25 protein-coding genes are annotated in these 24,614 nt (G+C 72.6%); 15 read left to right on the top strand and 10 right to left on the bottom strand.

Going from position 1 to position 24,614, the window contains the following annotated elements; translation table 11 throughout:
• The first annotated feature begins 36 nt into the window (after nucleotides 1-36).
• Complete coding sequence (locus F8R89_RS09950) at nucleotides 37-1,179, top strand: glycosyltransferase family 4 protein (RefSeq protein ID WP_151783636.1); 1,143 nt, start codon at nucleotides 37-39, stop codon at nucleotides 1,177-1,179.
• A 75-nt stretch (nucleotides 1,180-1,254) separates the two neighbouring features.
• Here the strand turns inward: F8R89_RS09950 and F8R89_RS09945 are convergent, their stop codons facing one another.
• On the bottom strand, nucleotides 1,255-3,051 hold the full coding sequence (locus tag F8R89_RS09945) for an AMP-dependent synthetase/ligase (protein WP_151783635.1): 1,797 nt from the start codon (nucleotides 3,049-3,051) through the stop codon (nucleotides 1,255-1,257).
• Between the two features lie 296 nt (nucleotides 3,052-3,347).
• Here F8R89_RS09945 and F8R89_RS09940 point away from each other — a divergent pair, with 296 nt between their 5' ends.
• The 6 genes from F8R89_RS09940 to F8R89_RS09915 all read left to right on the top strand — a co-directional run bounded on the left by F8R89_RS09940 (nucleotide 3,348) and on the right by F8R89_RS09915 (nucleotide 8,496).
• A complete protein-coding gene (locus F8R89_RS09940) occupies nucleotides 3,348-4,154 on the top strand; it encodes a metallophosphoesterase family protein (RefSeq protein ID WP_151783634.1) in 807 nt (268 codons plus the stop codon).
• Nucleotides 4,155-4,296: 142 nt separating this feature from the next.
• Entirely contained in the window at nucleotides 4,297-4,737 is a 441-nt protein-coding gene (locus F8R89_RS09935; RefSeq protein ID WP_151783633.1) for an SRPBCC family protein, read from the top strand.
• A 64-nt stretch (nucleotides 4,738-4,801) separates the two neighbouring features.
• Entirely contained in the window at nucleotides 4,802-5,977 is a 1,176-nt protein-coding gene (locus F8R89_RS09930; RefSeq protein WP_151783632.1) for an ArsA family ATPase, read from the top strand.
• A gap of 57 nt (nucleotides 5,978-6,034) precedes the next feature.
• Nucleotides 6,035-6,529, top strand: a complete 495-nt coding sequence (locus tag F8R89_RS09925) for a DUF5304 domain-containing protein (protein WP_151783631.1) — start codon at nucleotides 6,035-6,037, stop codon at nucleotides 6,527-6,529.
• Nucleotides 6,530-6,647: 118 nt separating this feature from the next.
• Nucleotides 6,648-7,601: an ROK family glucokinase gene (locus F8R89_RS09920; RefSeq protein ID WP_151783630.1), complete on the top strand. Its 954-nt coding sequence runs from the start codon at nucleotides 6,648-6,650 to the stop codon at nucleotides 7,599-7,601.
• A gap of 139 nt (nucleotides 7,602-7,740) precedes the next feature.
• The gene (locus F8R89_RS09915; protein ID WP_151783629.1) at nucleotides 7,741-8,496 is read left to right on the top strand and encodes an endonuclease/exonuclease/phosphatase family protein; all 756 of its coding nucleotides are present in this window, start codon (nucleotides 7,741-7,743) and stop codon (nucleotides 8,494-8,496) included.
• A gap of 22 nt (nucleotides 8,497-8,518) precedes the next feature.
• On the opposite strand, the gene F8R89_RS09910 is transcribed toward F8R89_RS09915, so the two are convergent.
• Both F8R89_RS09910 and F8R89_RS09905 read right to left on the bottom strand, forming a co-directional pair.
• Nucleotides 8,519-9,160, bottom strand: a complete 642-nt coding sequence (locus tag F8R89_RS09910; protein WP_151783628.1) for a hypothetical protein — start codon at nucleotides 9,158-9,160, stop codon at nucleotides 8,519-8,521.
• The gene (locus tag F8R89_RS09905; RefSeq protein ID WP_151783627.1) at nucleotides 9,153-9,932 is read right to left on the bottom strand and encodes an alpha/beta hydrolase; all 780 of its coding nucleotides are present in this window, start codon (nucleotides 9,930-9,932) and stop codon (nucleotides 9,153-9,155) included. Before F8R89_RS09905 ends, F8R89_RS09910 begins: the two co-directional genes overlap by 8 nt.
• Nucleotides 9,933-10,126: 194 nt before the next feature.
• Here F8R89_RS09905 and F8R89_RS09900 point away from each other — a divergent pair, with 194 nt between their 5' ends.
• The 5 genes from F8R89_RS09900 to F8R89_RS09880 all read left to right on the top strand — a co-directional run bounded on the left by F8R89_RS09900 (nucleotide 10,127) and on the right by F8R89_RS09880 (nucleotide 15,080).
• Complete coding sequence (locus tag F8R89_RS09900; protein WP_151783626.1) at nucleotides 10,127-10,876, top strand: lysophospholipid acyltransferase family protein; 750 nt, start codon at nucleotides 10,127-10,129, stop codon at nucleotides 10,874-10,876.
• 33 nt (nucleotides 10,877-10,909) lie between these two features.
• Nucleotides 10,910-12,145 (top strand): MacS family sensor histidine kinase, encoded by a 1,236-nt coding sequence (gene macS / locus F8R89_RS09895; protein WP_151783625.1) that lies wholly within the window; start codon nucleotides 10,910-10,912, stop codon nucleotides 12,143-12,145.
• Nucleotides 12,142-12,834 (top strand): response regulator, encoded by a 693-nt coding sequence (locus tag F8R89_RS09890; protein WP_151783624.1) that lies wholly within the window; start codon nucleotides 12,142-12,144, stop codon nucleotides 12,832-12,834. Before macS ends, F8R89_RS09890 begins: the two co-directional genes overlap by 4 nt.
• Before the next feature lie 139 nt (nucleotides 12,835-12,973).
• Nucleotides 12,974-14,002 carry a 6-phosphofructokinase gene (locus F8R89_RS09885; RefSeq protein ID WP_151783623.1) on the top strand — a complete coding sequence of 343 codons (1,029 nt, stop codon included), beginning with the start codon at nucleotides 12,974-12,976 and terminating at the stop codon, nucleotides 14,000-14,002.
• Between the two features lie 82 nt (nucleotides 14,003-14,084).
• Entirely contained in the window at nucleotides 14,085-15,080 is a 996-nt protein-coding gene (locus tag F8R89_RS09880) for a 2-hydroxyacid dehydrogenase (RefSeq protein ID WP_151783622.1), read from the top strand.
• Here F8R89_RS09880 and F8R89_RS09875 read toward each other — a convergent pair.
• Entirely contained in the window at nucleotides 15,032-16,912 is a 1,881-nt protein-coding gene (locus F8R89_RS09875) for an anthranilate synthase family protein (protein ID WP_151783621.1), read from the bottom strand. The two genes, F8R89_RS09880 and F8R89_RS09875, sit on opposite strands and share 49 nt — an antisense overlap.
• Before the next feature lie 92 nt (nucleotides 16,913-17,004).
• A complete protein-coding gene (locus F8R89_RS37340; protein ID WP_079033853.1) occupies nucleotides 17,005-17,061 on the bottom strand; it encodes a trp operon leader peptide in 57 nt (18 codons plus the stop codon).
• 96 nt (nucleotides 17,062-17,157) lie between these two features.
• On the opposite strand from F8R89_RS37340, the gene F8R89_RS09865 reads away from it, so the two are divergent.
• Both F8R89_RS09865 and F8R89_RS09860 read left to right on the top strand, forming a co-directional pair.
• A complete protein-coding gene (locus F8R89_RS09865; RefSeq protein ID WP_151783620.1) occupies nucleotides 17,158-18,510 on the top strand; it encodes a class II 3-deoxy-7-phosphoheptulonate synthase in 1,353 nt (450 codons plus the stop codon).
• 142 nt (nucleotides 18,511-18,652) lie between these two features.
• Nucleotides 18,653-18,877, top strand: a complete 225-nt coding sequence (locus tag F8R89_RS09860; protein WP_192806083.1) for a bacterioferritin-associated ferredoxin — start codon at nucleotides 18,653-18,655, stop codon at nucleotides 18,875-18,877.
• A 19-nt stretch (nucleotides 18,878-18,896) separates the two neighbouring features.
• Here F8R89_RS09860 and bfr read toward each other — a convergent pair whose 3' ends face one another.
• On the bottom strand, nucleotides 18,897-19,373 hold the full coding sequence (bfr, locus tag F8R89_RS09855; RefSeq protein WP_151783618.1) for a bacterioferritin: 477 nt from the start codon (nucleotides 19,371-19,373) through the stop codon (nucleotides 18,897-18,899).
• Nucleotides 19,374-19,547: 174 nt separating this feature from the next.
• Here bfr and F8R89_RS09850 point away from each other — a divergent pair, with 174 nt between their 5' ends.
• Nucleotides 19,548-20,180 (top strand): sulfite oxidase-like oxidoreductase, encoded by a 633-nt coding sequence (locus tag F8R89_RS09850; RefSeq protein WP_151783617.1) that lies wholly within the window; start codon nucleotides 19,548-19,550, stop codon nucleotides 20,178-20,180.
• Nucleotides 20,181-20,215: 35 nt separating this feature from the next.
• Here the strand turns inward: F8R89_RS09850 and F8R89_RS09845 are convergent, their stop codons facing one another.
• From F8R89_RS09845 to F8R89_RS09830, 4 genes are all read right to left on the bottom strand, one after another.
• Nucleotides 20,216-20,707 carry a DUF4396 domain-containing protein gene (locus F8R89_RS09845; RefSeq protein WP_151783616.1) on the bottom strand — a complete coding sequence of 164 codons (492 nt, stop codon included), beginning with the start codon at nucleotides 20,705-20,707 and terminating at the stop codon, nucleotides 20,216-20,218.
• A gap of 75 nt (nucleotides 20,708-20,782) precedes the next feature.
• A complete protein-coding gene (locus F8R89_RS09840) occupies nucleotides 20,783-21,700 on the bottom strand; it encodes a deoxyribonuclease IV (RefSeq protein WP_151783615.1) in 918 nt (305 codons plus the stop codon).
• A 67-nt stretch (nucleotides 21,701-21,767) separates the two neighbouring features.
• Complete coding sequence (gene pknB, locus F8R89_RS09835) at nucleotides 21,768-23,699, bottom strand: Stk1 family PASTA domain-containing Ser/Thr kinase (RefSeq protein ID WP_192806082.1); 1,932 nt, start codon at nucleotides 23,697-23,699, stop codon at nucleotides 21,768-21,770.
• 118 nt (nucleotides 23,700-23,817) lie between these two features.
• The gene (locus tag F8R89_RS09830) at nucleotides 23,818-24,612 is read right to left on the bottom strand and encodes a thiazole synthase (protein WP_151783613.1); all 795 of its coding nucleotides are present in this window, start codon (nucleotides 24,610-24,612) and stop codon (nucleotides 23,818-23,820) included.
• Nucleotides 24,613-24,614: the final 2 nt, after the last annotated feature.

Genomic DNA, 24,614 nt, shown 5'->3' with positions numbered 1-24,614 from the left:
GGGCCGCGTATGGCGGCTTCGATAGGGTCGGCGGCGATGCACAAGACCCTGATCGTCACCAACGACTTCCCGCCCCGCCCCGGCGGCATCCAGGCGTTCCTGCACAACATGGCGCTGAGGCTCGACCCCGAGCGCCTCGTCGTCCACGCCTCCACCTGGAAGCGCGGACGGGAGGGCGCCGAGGCCACCGCCGCGTTCGACGCCGAGCAGCCCTTCACGGTCGTCCGGGACCGGACGACGATGCTGCTGCCGACGCCGGGGGCGACCCGGCGGGCGGCCGGTCTGCTGCGGGAGCACGGCTGCACGTCGGTGTGGTTCGGGGCGGCGGCGCCGCTCGGCCTGATGGCGCCGGCGCTGCGCAGGGCGGGCGCCGAGCGGCTGGTGGCGACGACCCACGGCCACGAGGCGGGCTGGGCGCAGCTGCCCGCCGCCCGGCAGCTGCTGGGCCGCATCGGGGAGAGCACCGACACGATCACCTACCTCGGCGAGTACACCCGCTCACGGATCGCCCGGGCCCTGACACCCGAGGCGGCCGCGCGGATGGTGCAGCTGCCGCCCGGCGTCGACGAGAAGACCTTCCACCCCGGCTCCGGCGGCGACGAGGTCCGGGCCCGGCTCGGGCTCACGGACCGGCCCGTCGTGGTGTGCGTGTCCCGGCTGGTGCGCCGCAAGGGCCAGGACACCCTGATCCGGGCGCTGCCCCGCATCGTGGCCGCCGAGCCGGACACCGTGCTGCTCATCGTCGGCGGCGGCCCCTACGAGCAGGACCTGCGCCGGCTGGCCCGGGAGACCGGTGTCGCCGGCTCGGTCCGCTTCACCGGGGCCGTGCCCTGGTCCGAGCTGCCCGCGCACTACGGCGCCGGTGACGTCTTCGCCATGCCGTGCCGCACCCGCCGGGGCGGTCTCGACGTGGAGGGGCTCGGCATCGTCTACCTGGAGGCGTCGGCGACCGGGCTGCCGGTCGTGGCCGGCGACTCCGGCGGGGCGCCGGACGCCGTGCTGGACGGGGAGACCGGCTGGGTGGTGCCCGGCGGCTCCCCGCGGGACGCGGCCGACCGCATCGTCACGCTGCTCGGGGACGCCGGACTGCGGGCCCGGATGGGGGAGCGGGGCCGGGCGTGGGTCGAGGAGAAGTGGCGCTGGGACCTGCTGGCGGAGCGGCTCGAAGCCCTGCTCTGAGCCGTCCCGCCGGACGCACGAGGGCGCGGGCCCCCGAGGGGGACACCGCGCCCTTGTCTGTCTCCGGGGGAGCGCCTACTTCTGGTAGATCGCCTCGATCTCGTCGGCGAAGTCCTTCGCCACCACGTTCCGCTTGAGCTTCAGCGACGGCGTCAGATGGCCCGACTCCTCGGTGAACTGGGCGGGCAGGATACGGAACTTGCGCACCGACTCCGCCTTCGACACCGCGGCGTTGCCGTCGTCGATCGCCGACTGGATCGCGGCGAGCAGATCCGCGTCCTCGCGCAGCGACACCGCCGTGGAACCGGCCGGCTTGCCGTGGTCGGCGCACCAGCGCTCCAGGAACTCCTCGTCGATGGTGACGAGCGCGCCCACGAACGGCCGCCCGTCGCCGACGACCATGCACTCCGCGACCAGCGCGTGCGCGCGGATGCGGTCCTCGATCACGGCCGGGGCGACGTTCTTGCCGCCCGCGGTGACGATGATCTCCTTCTTGCGGCCGGTGATCCGGAGGTAGCCGTCCTCGTCGAGGGTGCCGATGTCACCCGTGTGGAACCAGCCGTCGGCCAGCGCCTCCTCGGTGGCGCCCGGGTTGTTCCAGTACTCCTTGAACAGGTGCTCGCCGTGCAGCAGCACCTCGCCGTCGTCCGCGATGCGCACCACGGAGCCGGGCAGCGGCTGGCCGACCGTGCCGATCTTCTGGCGGTCCCACGGGTTGAACGCGGTCGCCGCGCAGGACTCGGTCAGGCCGTAGCCCTCCAGGACGGTGAAGCCGATGCCGCGGAAGAAGTGACCGAGTCGCTCGCCCAGCGGGGCGCCGCCGGAGATCGCGTACTCGCCGCGGCCGCCGAGGACCGCGCGCAGCTTGCTGAAGACCAGCTTGTCGAAGACCTTGTGCTTGACCTTCAGGCCGACGGACGGCCCGGACGGCGTGTCCAGCGCCCGGCTGTACGCGATCGCCGTGTCCGCCGCCTTGTCGAAGATCCTGCCCTTGCCGTCGGCCTGCGCCTTGGCCCGGGCCGAGTTGTAGACCTTCTCGAAGACCCGCGGGACGCCCAGGATCAGCGTCGGCCGGAACGCGGCCAGCTCGTCCGTCAGGTTCTTGATGTCCGGGACGGTGCCCAGCTTGATCGGCGCCATCATCGGGGCGATCTGCACCAGGCGGCCGAAGACGTGGGCCAGCGGCAGGAAGAGCAGGACCGAGCACTCGCCGGTGCGGAACAGGGGCCGCAGCCGCTCCACGATGTTGCCGCACTCGGCGAAGAAGCTGCGGTGGGTCAGCACACAGCCCTTGGGGCGGCCCGTGGTGCCCGAGGTGTACACGATGGTCGCCGGGTCGTCGGCCTTCGCGAGCGAGCCGCGCTCCTCGACGGTGGCGTCGGCGACGTCCTGCCCGAGCCGGCCCAGCTCCTCGACGCCGCCGGCGTCGATCTGCCAGACGTGCTTGAGGGCGGGGAGCCGGTCGCGCACCGACTCGACGGCCGCGGTGTGGGCGTCCAGCTCCGTGACGACGGCGGTGGCGCCCGAGTCGCCGAGGATCCACTGCACCTGCTCCGGCGAGCTGGTCTCGTACACCGGCACGGTGACCGCGCCCGCGGACCAGATGGCGAAGTCCATCAGGGTCCACTCGTAGCGGGTGCGGGACATCAGGCCGACCCGGTCGCCGGGCTCGACGCCTGCGGCGATCAGGCCCTTGGCGGCCGCGTGCACCTCGGCGAGGAACGTGGTGGCCGAGACGTCCTGCCAGGCACCGCCGACCTTGCGGGCGATGACGGCCACGTCCGGGTGCTGCGCGGCGTTTCTGCGGACGATGTCGGTGAGATTGCCGTCCGCAGGGACCTCGTACAAAGCCGGAAGGCTGAACTCGCGCAAGACTGCTGCTCCTCATAGGGCGCCGGCGCCACGACGTTGTGTGATGCGACCGATCGGTCCAAGGCTCGGGCAAGTGCTCGGGCGTTCACATGTTGAAATCCTGAGCACGACTGGACCGAGCGGACGTTACCCGTCGGTATGGCCTCTCCGACAGGGGGGTCCGGCGAGATGTTCGCTGCGTCACACGGATTGGTGTTTCTGTGCGCACAGTAGTCGAGCGTTCGGACGACTGGCCAGTAACCATCGGTTCGCCCGCCACTGTTCACGTCTGCCCCACACGCCTACCCTTGATCGCCATGGCACCGACACCGACCGGAAACAACCGCACGCCGGGCACCCGCGTGCACGTGGTGAGCGACGTGCACGGCAACGCCCGCGACCTGGCCCGTGCCGGCGACGGCGCGGACGCCCTGATCTGCCTCGGCGACCTGGTGCTCTTCCTGGACTACGCCGACCACTCGCGCGGCATCTTCCCCGACCTGTTCGGCGTCGAGAACGCCGACCGCATCGTGGAGCTGCGCACCGCGCGGCGCTTCGACGAGGCCCGCGAGCTCGGGACCCGGCTGTGGGCCGGCGTCGGCTCCGACCGGGCCGCCGTGATCGAGCAGGCGGTCCGCAAGCAGTACCGCGAGATGTTCTCCGTCCTGCCGACACCGACGTACGCCACCTACGGCAACGTCGACATCCCGCCCCTGTGGCCGGAGTACGCCGGACCCGGCGTCACCGTCCTGGACGGGCAGCGGGCCGAGATCGGCGGCTGGACCTTCGGCTTCGTCGGCGGCGGCCTGCGCACCCCGATGCGCACGCCCTACGAGATCAGCGACGAGGAGTACGCAGCGAAGATCGAGGCCGTCGGCGAGGTGGACGTGCTGTGCACCCACATCCCGCCGGAGGTGCCGGAACTCGTCTACGACACCGTCGCCCGGCGCTTCGAGCGCGGCAGCCGGGCGCTGCTCGACGCGATCCGCCGCACCCGGCCCCGCTACTCGCTGTTCGGGCACGTCCACCAGCCCCTCGTACGGCGCATGCGCGTCGGCCGCACCGAGTGCGTGAACGTCGGCCACTTCGCCCGCACCGGGAAGCCCTGGGCCCTGGAGTGGTGAGCGGATTCCGGCCCCCCGGGCGCTTTCCGTACGACCCCCCAGGTGGGGGTGGCTCCGCCCGGCCCGGCGCACGGTAGCCTTCACGCTGCGCCCGCGGGCGCACCACGACTTCTTGACGGCCGCTTCTGGAGGAGCCACGGCGATGGCGGAACACACCAGCTCGAGCATCACGATCGAGGCGGCACCGGCCGATGTCATGGGGGTCATCTCCGACTTCGCCCGCTACCCGGACTGGACCGGCGAGGTGAAGGAGGCGGAGGTCCTCGCGACCGACGGCCAGGGCCGCGCCGAGCAGGTCCGCCTCGTCATGGACGCCGGGGCGATCAAGGACGACCAGGTGCTCGCGTACACCTGGACCGGCGACCACGAGGTGTCCTGGACGCTGGTCAAGTCCCAGATGCTCCGCTCCCTGGACGGCTCCTACCTCCTCAAGCCGGCCGGCGCCGGCGCCACCGAGGTCACCTACGTCCTCACCGTGGACGTCAAGATCCCGATGCTCGGGATGATCAAGCGCAAGGCCGAGAAGGTCATCATCGACCGGGCCCTCGCCGGTCTGAAGAAGCGCGTGGAGTCCGCCAAGTAGCTCCGCCCCGGCCGGGGAGCAGCGCGCCCGGACGAGGTCACGCCGTCCGTTACGGTTCACCCCTATGCGCACCCTCCTGATCACCGGCCCGGGCGGCAGCGGCCGTACGACCGTCGCGGCGGCCACCGCGCTCGCCGCGGCCGCCGACGGCGCCCGCACGCTCGTGCTGAGTGCCGACCGCACCGACACCCTCGGCGCGGCACTCGGCGTGCGCACCGGCGCGTCCCCCGTCGAGGCCGGGCCCCGGCTCACCGCCTGGCGCCCCGACGCCGCCACCGGCTTCCGCGACGACCTCGCCGCCTTCCAGGAGCGGGCCACCGGCGCCCTCGACCTGCTCGGCGCCTCCCGGCTCGACCCCGAGGAGGTCACCCCGCTGCCCGGCGCGGAGGAGCTCGCGCTGCTGCGGGCCCTGCGCGACGCCGCCCTCGCCGAGGCCCACGACCTCCTCGTCGTCGACCTGCCCGCCACCCCGCACGCCCTCGCCCTGCTCTCCCTGCCCGAGGAACTGCGCCGCTACCTGCGCCGGCTGCTCCCGCCCGAACGCCAGGCCGCCCGCGCCCTGCGCCCCGTCCTCGGCCGGCTGGCCGGCGTCCCGATGCCCGCGGAGTGGCTGTACGAGACCGCCGCCCGCTGGGACGTCGAGCTGGCCGCCGTGGAGGCCGTCGTCGCCGACCGCGACACCGTCGTACGGCTCGTCGCCGAACCCGGCCAGGGCGGCGCCGACGCCGTGCGCGCCGCGGAGCTCGGCCTCGCCCTGCGCGGGCTGCGGCCCGACGCGGTGGTCGCCAACCGGGTGCTGCCCGAGGCGGAGGCCGGCCCCGGCAGCTGGCTCGCCGGGCCCGTCGCCCAGCAGCGCAAGGTGACCGACGAGTGGCGCGGCACCCACGACGTCCACGACGTCCCCCACCTCGGCCACGACCCGCGCGGCACCGACGACCTCGCCGCGCTCGCGGTGCCCGTCGTCAACGGGACGTCCTCCACGGTCGAGTGGCCCGTCACCGACCGGCTCGCCGACGACGGCGTCCTCGTCTGGCACATCCCGCTGCCCGGCGCCCAGCGCGACGAACTCGACCTGATCCGGCGCGGCGACGAACTCGTCCTCACGGCCGGTCAGTTCCGGCGTATCGTGCCGCTGCCCTCCGTGCTGCGCCGGTGCTCCGTGGACGGGGCCGGGCTGCGCGACGGCGAGCTGCGCATCCGGTTCGCGCCGGACCCGGACCTGTGGCCCCGCGCCAAGTGAAGCGGGTACCGCCGTTCGGGTAACGTCGGAGGGACGAGCCGTAGTCAGGAGTCCGTCATGAGCGAAGAGCTCCCCCCGTCCGACGCCGACGGGCACGAGCCCGTGGACGAGGTGCGGACGGCCGACGCCGACGCCTGGGCGACGGCCTGCGCCGAGGACCTCGCCGAGGAGAAGGCCCGCCGCCGGGCAGCGAACGGACAGCCGCCCGGCTCGGCCGCCGAGGAGCTGCGCAAGTTCGTCGACGCCGTCGCCGACCGGCTCTCCACCCTGCAGTCGCCGCTGCTCGGCGCGGTCGCCGGACCCGCCGCCCAGCAGGTGGTCAAGCAGGTCGTGGAGCAGGCCAAGGCCGCCGTCGAACCGGTCATCGAACGCAACCCGGACGTCTTCGACCACCTCGCCGCCGCCGGCGGCGAACTGCTCGCCGCCTACCGCTCGGCCGTCCAGAACCAGGAACGCCGCTGGACCGCCGGGGACGACGGCGGCCGGGCCCCGCGCGACGACCGCGACCGGGGCGACGACACCGGCCCGGGCGAGCGGATCGACCTCGACTGACCCCGGCCGGGTCCCCGCCCGCCCGGGTCACCGTCCGCCGAACGGACGACGCGGACTGGAGGGCAAGGGCCTCGGGTACGGTTGGCCGTAGCGGGGCTCGACCGAAACTGAGGGATTCATGGGACTCACCATCGGCGTCGACATCGGCGGCACGAAGATCGCGGCCGGCGTGGTCGACGAGGAAGGCAACATCCTCTCGACCCACAAGGTGCCGACCCCGGGTACGCCCGAGGGCATCGTGGACGCCATCGCCTCCGCGGTGGAGGGCGCGCGCGCCGGGCACGAGATCGTCGGCGTGGGCATCGGTGCGGCCGGATACGTCAACCGCCAGCGTTCGGAGGTGTACTTCGCGCCGAACATCGACTGGCGCAACGAGCCGCTGAAGGAGAAGGTCGAGGCCCGCGTCGGCCTCCCCGTCGTCGTGGAGAACGACGCCAACGCGGCCGCCTGGGGCGAGTACAAGTTCGGCGCGGGCAAGGGCCACCGCAACGTCATCTGCATCACGCTGGGCACCGGCCTCGGCGGCGGCATCATCATCGGCAACAAGCTGCGCCGCGGGCACTTCGGCGTGGCCGCCGAGTTCGGCCACATCCGCATGGTGCCGGACGGCCTGCTGTGCGGCTGCGGCAGCCAGGGCTGCTGGGAGCAGTACGCCTCCGGCCGTGCCCTCGTGCGCTACGCCAAGCAGCGCGCCAACGCCACCCCGGAGAACGCGGAGATCCTGCTCGGCCTGGGCGACGGCAGCCCCGACGGCATCGAGGGCAAGCACATCTCCATGGCCGCCCGGCAGGGCGACCCGGTCGCCGTCGACTCCTACCGGGAGCTCGCCCGCTGGGCCGGCGCCGGCCTCGCCGACCTGGCCTCGCTGTTCGACCCGTCCGCGTTCATCGTCGGCGGCGGCCTCTCCGACGAGGGCGAACTGGTCCTCGACCCCATCCGCAAGTCGTACAAGCGCTGGCTGGTGGGCGGCAACTGGCGCCCGGTCGCCGACGTCATCGCCGCGCAGCTCGGCAACAAGGCCGGACTGGTGGGCGCCGCCGACCTGGCCCGCGAGCCCGACCCGATCATGTGACGCGGTACGCCCTCCGGGACACCCCTGAGGGCGGACCGCACGCGCCACCGCTCCGGGGCGCGGGGACCTGCGCGACCGGCCTGGGACAGGCCGCCGCCATGACCCCGCGCCCCGAGCCGTCGGGCGTACATTGATCGGCATGGCGCTGCTCCCCGAGTCCCGCACCGACCCCGACGGTTCCGCCACCCTCCGCGTCCTCAGCTACAACGTCCGCTCCCTGCGCGACGACACCGCGGCCCTCGCCCGCGTGATCCGCGCCTGCGCCCCCGACCTGGTCCTCGTCCAGGAGGCGCCGCGGTTCTTCCGCTGGCGCAAGAAGCTCGCCCGGCTGGCCCGCGCCGCCGACCTCGTCATCCTCACCGGTGGGGCCACCGCCGCCGGACCGGCGATCCTGTGCGGACTGCGGGCCACCGTGGAACGCACCGAGGATGTGCTGCTGCCGCTGGTCCCCGGACATCACCGGCGCGGCTTCGCCACCGCCGTGGTCCGCTTCGGCGGCGCCCGCCTCGGCGTCCTCAGCTGCCACCTCTCCCTGCACTCCGACGAGCGTCTGGAACAGGCCGGCATGCTGCTGGACCGGCTGGCCGCGCTCGGTGTGGAGCACGCCGTCGCCGGGGGCGATCTGAACGACCGGCCCACCGGGCGCGCCTTCCGCCGGCTCGCCGGGAACCTCCAGGACTGCTGGGCGACCGCGCCCTGGGGCGGCGAGCACACCTCGACACCGTTCGACCCGCATCAGCGCATCGACGCGATCTTCGCCACCGAGGGCGTGGAGGTGCTCGGCTGCGGGGTGCCGCTGGACCAGCCCGGGGTGACGGTGGACGACCTGCGGGCGGCCACGGACCATCTGCCGGTCCTCGCCGCCCTCAAGGTGCCCGCCGAGCCGAAGGGCTGAGGGCGGGGCGGCGGGCGCCCGGTCAGACGACGGCGCCCCGGCCGGGGTCGTCGCCGTCCTCGTCGTCCGTCTTCATCCGCATCACCAGCGTGGCGAAGCCGCCGAGGAAGCCGCCGATGCTGAGCGTGGCCAGCCACCACGTCATGTCCCAGCCGAACAGGACGATGAGCAGCAGCAGGACCGGCCCGCCGACCACGGCCAGCCAGGCGAACTTCGCGGTCACGTCCGCCTCGGGCAGCGGCGGCGGCTCCGGCGGGACGAAGTGGCCCTCGTCGTCGGCGTCGAAGTCGTCCTCCGACGGCTCGGGCACGCTGTAGTCGCGGGGGCCGACGCCGGGCGCGAAGGAGACGGAGGCGCCCAGCGGGCGCACCGGGGTGTCGCCCGTGCCCTTGTCGTCCTTCACGGCGGTGTCGCCGGGCTCGGCGCGCTCGCCCTGCGGCTCGGCGTCCGCGGCGCCGGCCGGGGCGTCGTTGGTGCCCGGTTCGAGCAGCGCCAGGTCCTCGACCGACTTGAACGGCTTGGTCCCGGGCGGGTCCGTCGGCTCCTCGCCGTACCCGGCGACGATCGCGGCCCAGGCGGCGTCCTCGTCGAACGGGACATGCTGCTCGTCGGGCTCGCGCTCCTCGTGTCTGTCGCGGTCGGAGCCGGAGTCGTGCTCAGCCACGTGCGGTCGTCCCTTCCTTGCCGGCACCGGTCGCGAGCCGGCCGATGAATGCGAGGCTCTCCTCGTGGATCCGGTCCGCGTCATGGTCCAACGTCGCGACATGACGGCTCTGTTCCAGCGCGATCTCCGTCACGTCGGTGGACGACACCCGGCTGAGGATCCGGGCCGAGTCCGCCGCGGGCACCACCCGGTCCTGTCCGCTGCGCAGGAGCAGCAGGGGCTGCGTGACCTGCGGCAGCTCGCCGTCGACCAGGCGGAGGAAGGACCGCAGGGAGTGCGCCGCGTGCAGCGGCACCCGGTCGTAGCCGACCTCCACGGCACCCTCCTTCGCGAGGTCACCGGCGATCCCGGGGACCGTGCGCACCAGGTGGCGGGTGACCGGCAGGGTGCGCGCGGCCAGGCCGTGCACCCGGTTCGCCGGGTTCACCGCCACCACTCCGGCCACGTCCCGGCCGTGCCGGGCGGCCAGCCGCAGCGCCAGGGCGCCGCCCAGGGACAGACCGCCGGTGAAGACCCGGGAGCAGCGGTCGCGCAGGGCGCGCAGCTCGCGGTCGACCTCGGCGTACCAGTCCTGCCAGCCGGTGATCCGCAGGTCCTCCCAGCGCGTGCCGTGCCCCGGCAGCAGCGGCACCGAGACGGTGTACCCGCGCGCGGCGAGATGCTCCGCCCAGGGGCGCAGCGACTGCGGGGAGCCGGTGAACCCGTGGCACAGGAGGACCCCGATCTCGGTGCCCTCGTGGCGGTACGGCTCGGCTCCAGGAAGGACCGGCACCTTACGGTCTCCCGTTCGTGAGGAGGGACGGCATGGACGTGCACGACGACATCGGCTCACGCGGCGGCCACGTGTCGGTACAGCCCGGTGAGGTTCACCGTACGCGACCGCACTGACACCGACCAGGGCCGTCGGGTCCTTCGGCCGCCCTCCGGGTTAAGGTCTCCTCCACACACACAGGAGGCACAGGGTTGTTGTACGGCGCGATGAAGGTGGCCATCGGGGGACCGTTGAAGGTCGCCTTCCGGCCCTGGGTGGAGGGCCTGGAGAACGTTCCCGCCGAGGGGCCCGCGATCCTGGCCAGCAACCACCTGTCGTTCTCCGACTCGTTCTTCCTGCCCGTGGTCCTCGACCGCAAGGTGACGTTCATCGCGAAGGCCGAGTACTTCACCACCCCGGGGGTCAAGGGCCGGCTGACGGCGGCGTTCTTCAAGGGCGTCGGCCAGCTGCCGGTGGACCGCTCGGGCGGGCGCGGCGCGGGTGAGGCGGCCATCAGGAGCGGCATAGAGGTGCTCGAGCGGGGCGAGCTGTTCGGGATCTACCCGGAGGGCACCCGCTCGCCCGACGGACGGCTCTACCGGGGCAAGCCGGGCGGCCTCGCGCGCGTGGCGCTCGCCACCGGGGCGCCGGTCATCCCCGTCGCCATGATCGACACCGAGAAGATCCAGCCGCCCGGACAGGTCATGCCCAAGCTGATGCGGCCGGGCATCCGGATCGGCAGGCCGATGGACTTCAGCCGGTACCAGGGCATGGAGCACGACCGGTTCGTCCTGCGGGCGCTGACCGACGAGGTCATGTACGAGATCATGAAGCTCTCCGGCCAGGAGTACGTCGACATGTACGCGACCGCCGCCAAGCGGCAGATCGCGGAGGCCGCCAAGGCCGAGAAGGAACAGGCGAAGAAGACGAAGCAGCCGGACGGGGAGCGTCCCGGGGCCCGGTAGGGGCGGCCGGTCCGGCACACAGGGGGTGGGGGCGTGGCCAGCCGTGAGCGGGTCATGAGGATGTCGGTCGAGCAGCCGCTGTGGCGCGCGCTCGCCGGGTACCGCGTACTGACCATGGTCTACGCGATCGGCCTGTTCGTCAGCGCGCACGACCAGGTGGCCCGCCCCTGGGTGGCCCTCGGCTACTACGCCGTCCTGGTCGTGTGGACGCTGGCCACCCTGCCGAGGGTCGCCAACGCGGCGAGCTGCACCCGGCCCTTCCTGGCCGTGGACCTGTCCGTCGCCGTCGTCGGCATCCTGCTGACCCGGATCGCGGAGTCGCCCGAGCGGATCGACGCCGGGGCGCCCACCCTGCCGTCGATCTGGACGGCGGGCGCCGTGCTGGCCTTCGCCATCAAGGGCGGCTGGCGCTGGGCCGCCTTCGCCTCCACGCTGGTCGCCGTCGCCAACCTCGCCGAGCGCGCCGGGGTGCCCACCCGCGACACCATCCACATGGTGCTGCTCGTCTGGATCGCGTCCATCGCCATCGGCTACGTCGTCGAGGTCGCCCGCGCCTCCGAGCGCACCCTGGCCCGCGCCCTGGAGATCGAGGCGGCCACCCGTGAACGGGAGCGGCTGGCCCGGGACATCCACGACAGCGTGCTGCAGGTGCTGGCGATGGTGCAACGGCGCGGCGCCGTCATCGGCGGCGAGGCGGCCGAGCTCGGCCGGATGGCGGGCGAACAGGAGGTGGCCCTGCGCACCCTGGTCTCCGGCGGCCTGGTGCCGGTGTCCCGGGTGTCGGAGGACGCGACCGAGGGCGCTGTCGTCCGGGTCGTGGAGGTGCCGGACGACGAGGGCGACGGCGGGCCGGTGGACCTGCGGTCGCTGCTCGCCCCGTACGCCGGCGCGCGGGTCGTCCTCGCGGAGCCCGGGGCGCCCGTGCCGCTGCCCCGGGCCGCCGCGCGGGAGCTGACGGCCGCCGTCGGGGCCGCCCTGGACAACGTGCGCGCGCACGCCGGGGCCGAGGCGCGCGCGTGGATCCTCGTCGAGGACGAGCCCGGCGAGGTGCTCGTCACCGTCCGGGACGACGGCCCCGGCATCCCCGAGGGCCGGCTCGCCGAGGCCGAGGGCGAGGGCCGGCTCGGCGTCGCCCAGTCGATCCGGGGACGGCTGCGCGACCTCGGCGGCACCGCCGAGGTCATCTCGGTGCCGGGGCAGGGCACCGAAGTGGAACTGAAGGTACCGAAGGCCGGCAGTGCCTCACGGGGGAAGGCGGAACAGCGATGACGGACGGCATGGACGGCCGGCGGGAGCCCATCAGGGTGATGGTGGTCGACGACCACCCGATGTGGCGCGACGCGGTCGCCCGCGACCTGGGCGCGTCCGGCTTCGAGGTCGTCGCCACCGCGGGCGACGGCGAGCAGGCGGTGCGCCGCGCCAAGGCCGCCGGCCCCGACGTCCTGGTGCTCGACCTCAACCTGCCCGCCAAGCCCGGTGTGCAGGTCTGCAAGGAACTCGTCGCGCACAACCCCGCGCTGCGCGTCCTCGTGCTGTCCGCGAGCGGCGAGCACGCCGACGTGCTGGAGGCCGTGAAGTCGGGTGCGACCGGCTATCTGCTGAAGTCGGCGTCGACCGAGGAGCTGCTGGACGCGGTCCGCCGGACGGCCGTCGGCGACCCGGTGTTCACGCCGGGCCTGGCCGGGCTGGTCCTCGGCGAGTACCGCAGGCTGGCCGCCGAGCCGGCGCCGCCCGCGCAGGAGACCGGCCGGGCGGGCGCCCCGCAGCTGACCGAGCGGGAGACCGAGGTGCTGCGCCTGGTCGCGAAGGGCCTGAGCTACAAGCAGATCGCCGAACGCCTCGTCATCTCCCACCGCACGGTGCAGAACCACGTGCAGAACACCCTCGGCAAGCTCCAGCTGCACAACCGGGTGGAGCTCGTGCGGTACGCGATAGAGCGGGGCCTCGACGACGAGTGAACCGCGCGTCGCCGGTTTGACGAGCCGTCAAGCCGAATCCCCGGCCGTTCACCGGAATTGCCGGTCCGACCCATCGCTGTGTGACGTGGCTCACCATTAGCGTGGCCTCACCAGGCAACCGCGGCGAAGGGACATTTCCATGCGGGTCGGAGTACTGACCGGAGGCGGCGACTGCCCCGGTCTCAACGCCGTCATCCGGGCCGTCGTCCGCAAGGGCGTACAGGAGTACGGCTACGACTTCGTGGGCTTCCGGGACGGCTGGCGAGGTCCGCTCGAGAACGACACCGTCCGTCTCGACATCCCCGCCGTGCGCGGCATCCTGCCCCGCGGCGGCACCATCCTCGGCTCCTCGCGCACCAACCCCCTCAAGGAACAGGACGGCATCCGGCGCATCAAGGACAACCTCGCCAAGCAGGAGGTCCAGGCGCTCATCGCCATCGGCGGCGAGGACACCCTCGGGGTCGCCGCCCGGCTGTCCGACGAGTACGGCGTGCCCTGCGTCGGCGTGCCGAAGACCATCGACAACGACCTGTCCGCCACCGACTACACCTTCGGCTTCGACACCGCCGTCGGCATCGCGACGGAGGCCATCGACCGGCTGCACACCACCGCCGAGTCCCACATGCGCGTGCTGGTCTGCGAGGTGATGGGCCGTCACGCCGGCTGGATCGCCCTGCACTCCGGGCTGGCGGGCGGCGCCAACGTCATCCTCATCCCCGAGCAGCGCTTCGACGTCGACAAGGTCTGCGCCTGGATCACCTCCCGCTTCAAGGCGTCGTACGCCCCGATCGTGGTGGTCGCCGAGGGCGCCATGCCCAAGGACGGCGACATGGTGCTCAAGGACGAGTCGCTCGACTCCTTCGGGCACGTGCGGCTCTCCGGGGTCGGCGAGTGGCTGGCCAAGGAGATCGAGAAGCGGACCGGCAAGGAGGCCCGCACCACCGTCCTCGGCCACATCCAGCGCGGCGGCACCCCGAGCGCCTTCGACCGCTGGCTCGCCACCCGCTTCGGACTGCACGCGATCGAGGCGGTCCGCGACGGCGACTTCGGAAAGATGGTCGCGCTGCGCGGCACGGACATCGTGCGCGTCCCCATCGCCGAGGCGACGGCGAAGCTGAAGACGGTCGACGCCGAGCTGTACGCCGAGGCCGGCGTCTTCTTCGGCTGACCGCCACCGCGCCCGCCCGCCCGGCGGCGAGGGGTTGTGGGCCGTATATTGCGGCCCACAGCCCTACGGAGCGGGAGCAGCCTTGGAGATCGTCGCCTTCGGCGTGCAGGCCGACGAGAAGCCCCTCATCGAGCAGGCGTTCAGGGACCACCACACGGTCCGCTGCCTGGACGTCTTCCTCAACGAGGACACCGCCCCCATCGCGGCGGGCCACGAGATCGTCTGCACCAGCGTCAACTGCGACCTGGGCGCCTCCGTGCTGCGGGCCCTCGCGGACGGCGGCACCCGGATGGTCGCCCAGCGCTCCACCGGCTTCAACAACATCGACCTCGGCGTCGCCGGCGACCTCGGCATGACCGTCGCCCGGGTCTCGTACTACTCGCCCTACTCGGTGGCCGAGTTCGCGTGGACCCTCGCCATGGCCGTCAACCGCCGGATCGTGCGCGCCTCCACGCGCACGCGTGACTTCGACTTCCGCCTCGACGGACTGATGGGCCGCGATCTGCACGGCCGCACCGCGGGCGTCCTCGGCACCGGGAAGATCGGCGAGGCCTTCGCCCGCATCGCCCACGGCTTCGGCATGAAACTGCTCGGCTGGGACGTCGCCGAGAACCCCGCCTGTATGCAGCTCGGCATGAAGTACGTCCCCAAGGAGCGGCTGCTCGCCGAGTCCGACCTGATCAGCCTGCACGTCCCCCTGATGCCCGAGACCAGCCGGCTGATCGACGCGGACGCGCTGAAGATCATGAAGGACGACGCGATCCTCGTGAACTCCAGCCGGGGCGGCCTCATCGACACCGCGGCCCTCGTCGCCGAACTGCGCGAGGGCCGCTTCACCGGGGTCGGCCTCGACGTCTACGAGGCCGAGGCCGGTCTGTTCTTCCTCGACAAGTCGCTCCAGGCCATCGAGGACGACACCCTGGCCCGCCTGGTCACCTTCCCGAACGTCCTGGTCACCTCGCACCAGGCGTACTACACCCGGGACGCCGTCGGTCAGATCGTCGACACCACCGTGCGCAACGTCCTCGACTACACCGCGGGCCGCCGCTCCGAGAACGTGCTGGTCCCGCGCAGCTGACCCACCAGCTCCCGGACGACCGCGGCGCCGTTCAGCGTCAGCACCGACTCGGGGTGGAACTGCACCCCCGCGAAGCCGGGACCGCGCAGGGCGTGCACCTCCCCGTTCTCCGCCCGGCTCACCTCGACGCCGTGCGCGGCCAGCTCCTGGAGCGCCTCGTCGTCGCAGCGCGCCACGAAGCTGTTGTAGAAGCCGACCGTCTCCGGCCGCCCGAACAGGTCGACCGTGGTCTGCGCGCCCTGGTACGGCACGTCCTTGCGCACGATGTCCAGGCCCAGCTCGGCGGCGATCAGCTCATGGCCGAGGCAGACGCCGAGCACGCCGTGCCGGTGGTGCCGTACGACCTCGGCCGTCAGGTCCCGCAGGAAGCGCATCTTCGGGTCGGACAGGTCGCAGGGGTCACCGGGGCCGGGACCGAGCACCACCGGCCCCTCGTGCGCGAGCACCGCCTCCCGCAGCCCCGGCTCGTCGTAGCGCCGGACGCTCACCTCCAGGCCGCCGGAGCGCAGCACGTGCGCGAGCATCGCGGTGAAGGTGTCCTCGCCGTCGACCACCAGGGCGTCCCCGGTGAGCGCGTCGCCCCGCTCCTGCATCCGCAGCCAGAACGGCGCCAGCGACGCCCGGCGCCCGTCCAGCGCGGCCCGCACCCGCGGGTCGTCGGCGAGCCGCACGCGCGCGTGCCCGGTACGCGGCCGGGACGGCCCCACCCCCAGGGCCGCCAGCACCCCGGCCGCCTTCGCGTGGGTCTCGGCGACCTCGCCCGCCGGGTCCGAGCCGCGCACCAGCGTGGCGCCGACCGGCACCCGCAGCCGCCCGCCGGCGTCGATGTCGGCGGTGCGGATCAGGATGGGGGAGTCCAGGGTCTGCGCCCCGCCGGAGTCCCTGCCGAGCAGGGCCAGCGCGCCCGCGTAGTAGCCGCGCCCGCCGGACTCGTGCCGCTCGATGACCCGGCAGGCGTTCTGCACGGGGGAGCCGGTCACGGTCGCCGCGAACATGGTCTCCCGCAGCACCTCCCGCGCGTCCAGCGAGGACCTCCCGCGCAGCTCGTACTCGGTGTGCGCGAGGTGCGCCATCTCCTTCAGCCGGGGCCCGACGACGACCCCGCCCATGTCGCCGACGGTGCACATCATCTTCAGCTCCTCGTCGACCACCATCGACAGCTCCTCGATCTCCTTGCCGTCGGCGAGGAAGTCCAGCAGGTGCTCGGGGGCCGGGCCCCCCGCCGGATAGCGGTACGTCCCGCTGATCGGGTTCATCACGACCGTGCCGCCCGACATCCGCACATGCACCTCGGGGCTGGCCCCGACCAGCGTGCGGTCACCGGTGTGGACGACGAACGTCCAGTACGCGCCCCGTTCGCCCTCGAGCAGCCGCCGGAACAGCGCGAGCGCGTCGGCGCGCGAGAACCCGTCGATGTGACCCTCGTACGTCCGCCGGATCACGAAGTTGGCGCCCTCGCCCCGCCCGATCTCCTCGTCGAGGACCCGTCCGACGATCTCCGCGTACTCCTCGTCGCCGACGTCGAAGCCGCCGCCGTCGACCCGCACCTCGTGCGCGGGGAGCTGCGCCAGGGCGTCGGCCAGCGGCACGGTGTGCGACTCCTCGGGCGTCAGCACCAGCAGCGGGGTGCCGTCGTCGCGGACGTCGAAGCCGCGCTCGCGGATCTGCCGGAACGGCACGAGCGCCAGGCCCTCGTCGGGGAGGTCGGCCAGCCGGTCGCGGGCGGCGACGGGGCCGAGGAGGACCTCCACGGTGTTCTCGTCGTGGCCCGGCGCGCGACGGCGCAGCAGGGCGAACGGGCGGGGATCGTCGAGCAGGTCGAGCAGGTGCATGGGTCCGGTTCCTTCTCGCTGGGAGGAACGGACCCCGGGAAACACCGAAGGCCGCCCCTCGGGCGGCCTTCGCGAAGTCTGGATACGCGCAGTCAGCGGGCCGCCGGATGAGCGGTCCACCACCAGTTCTGGATCGAGTGCGCGAACATGCCTGGCACGCTACCGCATGTCCGACTGGTGTACCCCGTGTCTCAATTGCTGGGCATGGGCCGGGACGCCCGACACGACCCCGTAATGTTGGGAGCGTGACCGTGAACGCTAAGACCAGCGCGAGCGCTGGCAACACCTGGCGAAACCTGCCCGCGGCGCAGCAGCCCGAGTACCCCGACCCCGAGGCTCTGCGCGCAGTGATCGCGGACCTCGAGTCGTATCCGCCGCTCGTCTTCGCGGGCGAGTGCGACCAGCTGCGCGCCCGTCTGGCGGCCGTCGCCAAGGGAGAGGCGTTCCTCCTCCAGGGCGGCGACTGCGCCGAGGCGTTCGACGCGGTGTCCGCCGATCACATCCGCAACAAGCTCAAGACCCTCCTCCAGATGGGCGCCGTGCTGACGTACGCCGCCTCGGTGCCGGTCGTGAAGGTCGGCCGGATCGCCGGCCAGTACTCCAAGCCGCGCTCCAAGCCGACCGAGACCCGCGACGGCGTCACCCTGCCGACCTACCGCGGCGACTCCGTCAACGGCTTCGACTTCACCGAGGAGGCCCGCGTCCCGGACCCCGAGCGGCTGAAGCGGATGTACAACGCGTCCGCCTCCACGCTCAACCTGGTGCGCGCCTTCACCACCGGCGGCTACGCCGACCTTCGCCAGGTGCACGCCTGGAACCAGGACTTCGTGAAGTCGTCCCCGTCCGGTCAGCGCTACGAGCAGCTGGCCCGCGAGATCGACCAGGCGCTCAACTTCATGCACGCCTGCGGGGCCGACCCGGAGGAGTTCAAGACCGTCGAGTTCTACGCCTCGCACGAGGCGCTGCTGCTCGACTACGAGTCCGCGCTGACCCGGGTCGACTCCCGCACCGGCCGGCTGTACGACGTCTCCGGGCACATGGTGTGGATCGGTGAGCGCACCCGGCAGCTGGACGGCGCGCACATCGAGTTCGCCTCGAAGATCCGCAACCCCATCGGCATCAAGCTCGGCCCGTCGACGACGGCCGAGGAGGCGCTGCAGTACATCGACCGTCTCGACCCGGAGCGCGAGCCGGGCCGGCTGACCTTCATCGTCCGCATGGGCGCCGACAAGATCCGGGACAAGCTCCCCGAGCTGGTCGAGAAGGTCACCGCCTCGGGTGCCACCGTCGCCTGGATCACCGACCCGATGCACGGCAACACCTACGAGGCGGCCTCCGGGCACAAGACCCGCCGCTTCGACGACGTGCTGGACGAGGTCAAGGGCTTCTTCGAGGTCCACAAGTCGCTGGGCACCCACCCGGGCGGCATCCACGTGGAGCTCACCGGCGACGACGTCACCGAGTGCGTGGGCGGCGGCGACGAGATCTTCGTCGACGATCTGCACCAGCGCTACGAGACGGCCTGCGACCCGCGGCTCAACCGCAGCCAGTCGCTCGACCTGGCGTTCCTCGTCGCGGAGATGTACCGCGACCAGTGATCTTCCCGATCATGGGGCGGTGGGGCGCGGATCACACGATCCGCGCCCCACACCACTTTTCCGCTCCTGCCGCGACGGGTAAGGTTAGGTTTGCCTCACCGAACAGGGGAGTGCACTTCGACCCCGCCGGGAGGTGAACCGCGTGTACGTCTGCAGTTGCTTCGGCATCACCGAGCAGCAGGTCAAGAAGCACGCGGAGAACGGCGCCTGCACCCCCCGCCAGGTCGCCTCCGCCTGCAAGGCCGGTACCGACTGCGGGTCGTGCGTGCGCCGTATCCAGGCGCTGCTCGGCCGGGGCGCCTGCCCCCGCCGTGAACTCGCCGACCGCGGTGAGTCGGTCGTCTCCGATCTCGAGGACGCCGCCTAGCCCGGCGGACCGGCGGGTCCTAGCTCGGCTGCTCGATCTGCTGGGCGATGTAGAGCGCCTCGCCGAGCTTGTCGATGAGCTCCAGCTGGGTGTCCAGATAGTCGATGTGGTGCTCCTCGTCCGCCAGGATCTCCTCGAAGATGTTCGCGGACGTCACGTCGCCCTTGGAGCGCATCACGTCGATGCCGCGCTTGAGGCGGTCGATCGCCTCCACCTCCACCTGACGGTCGGCCTGGAACATCTCGGTGACCGTCTGGCCCACCCGCACATGGAAGAGCCGCTGGTAGTTCGGCAGGCCGTCCAGCATGAGGATGCGCTCGGTGAGCTTGTCCGCGTGCTTCATCTCGTCGATGGACTCTTCCCGCGTGTACTTCGCGAGCTTCGTCCAGCCGTTGTTGTCCTGGATGCGGTAGTGCAGCCAGTACTGGTTGATCGCGGTGAGCTCACCGGTGAGCTGCTCGTTGAGGAATTCGAGGACCTCGGGGTCGCCCTGCATCGCACGGGCTCCTTCCACGCGGGGGACTGGCAGGATGCGGCGCATGATTCCACCGGACGCGAAGATCGTCCAGTAAGTCTTCACTTAGTAAGTAAGTTCAGGCTTAGTCGGTTTTGTACGGTTCGGTGGGGGGTGTGGTCGGGTGCACCGTCCCGGGTCTGTCAGGATGGAGGCATGGGTCAGCCGGTGGAGCGCGAAGGTGGGGCAGCAGCACACTCCGAGCTCCCGCCGGGGCAGCGCATCCAGCGCGGGTGGCCCGTCACGCACTACGGCCCGGTGCCCAAGTTCCGTCCCGAACGCTGGGACTTCCGGGTCTTCGGCGCCACCGCCGACGGCGAGAAGCACAGCTGGACCCACGAGGAGTTCACGGCCCTGCCGTACACCAGCCTCGTCGCCGACCTGCACTGCGTGACGAAGTTCAGCATGCTGGGCGCCGAGTGGGGCGGCATCCCGGCGCGCACGATCCTCGAGATCGCGCCGCCCGCGGCGGCCGTTACCCATGTCATGGTGTGGGCCGAGTACGGCTTCAGCTCCAACCTGCGGCTGGCCGACTTCGCCTCCGAGCGCGCGATCTTCGCCACCCACCGGGACGGCGAGCTGCTGACCGCCGAGCACGGCTTCCCGCTGCGGCTGGTCGTCCCCCATCTGTACGCCTGGAAGGGGCCCAAGTGGGTCCGCGGCGTGGAGTACATGACCGCCGATCGGCGCGGCTTCTGGGAGGAGCGCGGCTACCACAACATCGGCGACCCGTGGCGCGAGCAGCGCTACTCCTACCAGGAGGAGCCCGGGGACGGCCCAGGGCTCTGACTCCTGGCGTGGACGGGCCCAGTGGCACCGGGCCGTCAGTGGTACTGGTGCACCACCGCGTGCCCCCGGCCGCGGCCGATCATCCACTTGTTCACCGGAGTGGTGAGGACGAAGGCGACGGCCAGCGCGATCGCCAGCACCCACCAGAACAGCGGGTCGCCGAGCCCGGCGTCCATCGCGCCCGGCCACAGTACGACCACGCCGTTGTCGACCAGCTCCATCACCGCGATGGACAGGGTGTCCGCCGCCAGCGCCACCTTCACGGCGGCGCCCAGCCCGAGGCCGGCCTTCACGACGCCGCGCAGGGTGAGCGTGTAGCCGAACAGGAAGGCGAGCGCGACCGCCAGGACCAGGGTCACCACGGTGCCCCAGCCGAGCGCGGTGCCGATCACCATGCCCAGCACCTCGCCGATGGCGCACCCGGTGAGGCAGTGCAGGGTGGCCCGGACGGCGGTCTCCCACCCACCGCCGGCGGTCATGCCCTCGTGATGGTGATGACCGTGTGACGCGTGCGCTTCGTGTTCCATGACGCCCCCTGACGCGTGGTTCCGTCTCTCGCTCCACCGGAACCACATACCCCCTGGGGGTATTCCCCATCCGGGTCAGCCGTCGCGGAGTTTCTTCAGCCGCTCCACGTCCGCCGCGTGCCCTTCCTTGCCGCCGGGCGTCTCGATGATCAGCGGGACGCCCGCCGTCGCCGGGTGGGTCATCAGCGCGCGGAACGGGTCCTCGCCGATGTGCCCCGCGCCGATGTTCTCGTGCCGGTCCTTGTGCGCGCCGACGACGTCCTTGGAGTCGTTGGCGTGGATCAGCTTCAGCCGGCCCTCACCGACCGTGTCCACCAGCAGGTCCAGGGTCTGGTGCATCCCGGAGGGGCCGGTGAGGTCGTGGCCGGCCGCGTAGATGTGACAGGTGTCCAGGCAGACGCCGAGCATCGGATGGGCGTCCAGGGCCTCGAAGTACGGCCCGAAGTCCCAGGTCCGCGAGCACAGCGAGGAGCCCTGCCCGGCGGTGGACTCCAGCAGCAGGAACGGGTCGTCGTCGTGGGTCAGCTCGTCCAGCAGCGGCAGCAGGTGCTCGCGGACCTGCCGCAGGGCCACCGAGCGGTCCCTGCCGCCGGTCGCGCTGCCCGTGTGCACGACCACGCCGAGCGCCCCGATCTCCCGGCCGCGCCGCAGCGAGTGCCGCAGCGACTCCACGGACCGCTCGACGGTCGCCTCGGTGTGCGAGCCGAAGTTGATCAGGTAGGGGGCGTGCACGTACGCCGGTATCTCCTCGGCGGCGCAGGCCGCGCGGAACTCCTCGTCCTGGCGCGGGTTGCCGGGCGGGGTCGCCCAGCCGCGGGGGTTGGCGACGAAGACCTGGACCGTCTCGGCCTTCAGGTCGCGGGCGTAGGAGAGACCGACGGAGCTGAGGCCGCCGGCCACCGGGACATGACCGCCGACGGGGTTGCGGGAGGGGCCGGGGAGGGGGGTGCCGGAGGGGCGGGGGAGGGGGGTGCCGGACTGCTTGCTTCTCACCCGTCCAGGGTGTCATGCGGCGGGAACGGCCCGGTCACCCGGCCGTCCCGCCGCCCGATCAGCGGCCTCACCTGATCGTGATGGTGATCGTCGACCCCTTCGGCGCCTTGTCGCCGCCCTTCACGGACTGCTTCTTGACCGTGTCCCCGAACAGGCCGAGCAGCCCGCGGTTTTCGTCGACCTCGAAGCCGGCGGCCTGCAGCTGGTCCTTGGCGTCGTCGACGCTGTCACCGACCACGTCCGGGACCTCGATCATCTCGGGGCCCTTGGAGAGGGTCAGCGTCACGGTGTCGCCCTCGGCCGCCTGCGCGCCCTCGCCGGGCGACTGCCGGGCGACGCGGCCCGCGTCGAACTCGGAGTTGACCCGGGCGGGTGCGATCTTGACCTTCAGACCGGCCTCCTGGAGCTCGGCCCGCGCGTCCTCCACACTCTCGCCGGTGACGTCCGGGATGTCGACCGGGCTGCCCTTGCTGACGGTGAGCGCGACCGCGGCACCCGAGCGGACGGTGGAGCCGTCGCCGGGGGACGAGGAGATCACGGAGCCGCGCGCGACCTCGTCGTCGAACTCGCGCGTCACCATGCCCGGCTCCAGGCCGCGCTCCTTCAGCGCGGCCCGCGCCTCGGCGAGCGGGCGGTCCCGCAGGTCGGGCACCTTCACCGTCTTCGGGCCGAGGGAGACGACCAGGTCCACGGCGTCGTTCTGCCGGATGCGGGCGCCCGGCTTCGGGTCCGTGCTGACGACCGTGCCGCGGTCGAAGGTGTCGCTGTACGCGCGCCGCACCTTGCCGACGTCGAGCCCGTCCTGCTCCAGCCGGTCCCGGGCCTGCGCCTCGGTCTTCGACAGCAGCGGCGGCACCTCGGTGAACTGGCCGGAGTTGATGTACCAGATGCCCCCGCCCAGGCCCAGGGCCAGCAGCACGGCGGCCACCACGACCAGCGGGCTGCGCGGCCGGCGCGGGCCCCGCGCGCGGGGCGGCCCGGTGGGCGGGGGCGGCGGCATCTCCAGCCGGCTGGTGCGGTGCACGGGCTCGTCCCCGTCGACCGGCAGCGGCCGGGCCACGGTCAGCCCGCGCGGGATCACGCTCGTGCGGTCGTCGGCGTTGTCATGCCCGTCGGACAGGGCCTGCGGGGGCATCGCGTCCAGTTGCTCGTCGGTGAGCGCCGCGCGCGCCACACGGGCCTGCGCGAGCAGGGCCACGGCGTCGTACGGACGGACCTCCGGGGTGCGGGCGGTGGCGGAGGCGACCAGCTCGTCGAGCTCGTAGGCCAGGCCCGGCACCACCGCGGAGGGCGGCGGGACGTCGTCGTGCAGATGCTTGTAGAGCACCACGGCGGGGGAGTCCCCGTCATGCGGCTTCTCGCCGGTCAGCATCTCGTACAGGACGACACCGCACGCGTACACGTCGACACGGGCGTCGGCCGCGCCCGGCTGCTCCATCTGCTCGGGCGCGAGGTACGAGACGGTGCCGAGGACGGCCCCGGTGGTGCTGGTCACGGTGTCCACCGAGCGCACCAGGCCGAAGTCGGCGACCTTGACCCGGCCGTCGTCCCCTATCAGGACGTTCTCCGGCTTCATGTCCCGGTGCACGAAGCCCGCGCGGTGGGCGGCGCCGAGCGCGGCGAGCACCGGCTCCAGGATGTCGAGCGCGGCCCGCGGCTGGAGCGCCCCGCGCTCGCGCAGGACGTCCCGCAGGGTGCAGCCCGCGATGTACTCCATCGCGAGATAGACGTACGACCCGTCGGTGCCCTGGTCGAAGACCTGGACCACGTTCGGATGGGCCAGCCGGGCGACGGACTTCGCCTCCCGGATGAACCGCTCGACGAACGCCCCGTCCGCCGCCAGCGCCGGATGCATCACCTTGAGCGCGAGCACGCGGTCGAGGCGGGTGTCCAGGGCCCGGTAGACCGTGGCCATCCCGCCGACCGCGATCCGCGCGTCCACGCGATAGCGGCCGTCGAGCACCTGCCCGACCAGAGGGTCCTGAAGGGTCGTATCCACGCAGGTGAGTGTACGAGCCGTCACCGACACCCCGTCCGGTCCGGCCGGGATCGGGGCGGGACTGCGACCGTCCTGTGACGGACGACTCAGCCTCCGGATGCCTTCATCGAACGTACGTTCAGAAAGCCGGCCGTTCCGGATCCAGCCGGGCCAGGCCGTCCACCGGGGAGGACGCCTCGGCGAAGTGCCTCCGGGGGATCCGGCCCGCCCGGCGCGCCAGCCGGCCCGCCTCGACCGCGTGCCGCATCGCGTCGGCCATCAGCACCGGCTCCTGGGCCCGCGTCACCGCCGAGGCGAGCATCACGCCCGCACAGCCCAGCTCCATCGCGAAGGCCGCGTCCGAGGCCGTCCCGGCCCCCGCGTCCAGGATCACCGGCACGCGCGCGTGCTCCACGATCAGCTGGAAGTTGTGCGGGTTGCGGATGCCGAGCCCGGAGCCGATGGGGGAGCCCAGCGGCATGATCGCCGCGCACCCGGCGTCCTCCAGCTTCCGCGCCAGTACCGGATCGTCGTTGGTGTACGGCAGCACCGTGAACCCGTCGTCCACCAGCGTCTCCGCCGCGTCCAGCAGTTCGACCGGGTCCGGCAGCAGGGTCCGCTCGTCGGCGATGACCTCCAGCTTGACCAGGTCCGTGCCGAGCGCCTCGCGCGCGAGGCGGGCCGTCAGCACCGCCTCGCCCGCCGTGAAGCACCCCGCGGTGTTCGGCAGCACCCGGATGCCGAGCCGGTCGAGGACGGAGAGGACCGAGCCGTGCACCGACGGGTCCACCCGCCGCATCGCGACGGTCGTCAGCTCCGTCCCGGACGCCACCAGCGCCCGCTCCAGGACGTCCAGGCTGGGCGCCCCGCCCGTGCCCATGATCAGCCGGGAGCCGAGGGACAGGTCCCCGAGGAGGAGAGGGTCGTCGGCCATGG

Source organism: Streptomyces sp. SS1-1, from assembly GCF_008973465.1.
In the GTDB taxonomy this organism is placed as follows: Bacteria; Actinomycetota; Actinomycetes; order Streptomycetales; family Streptomycetaceae; genus Streptomyces.
The sequence above is the reverse complement of the archived record's forward strand: the minus strand, read 5'-3'. Positions and strand labels throughout refer to the sequence as shown.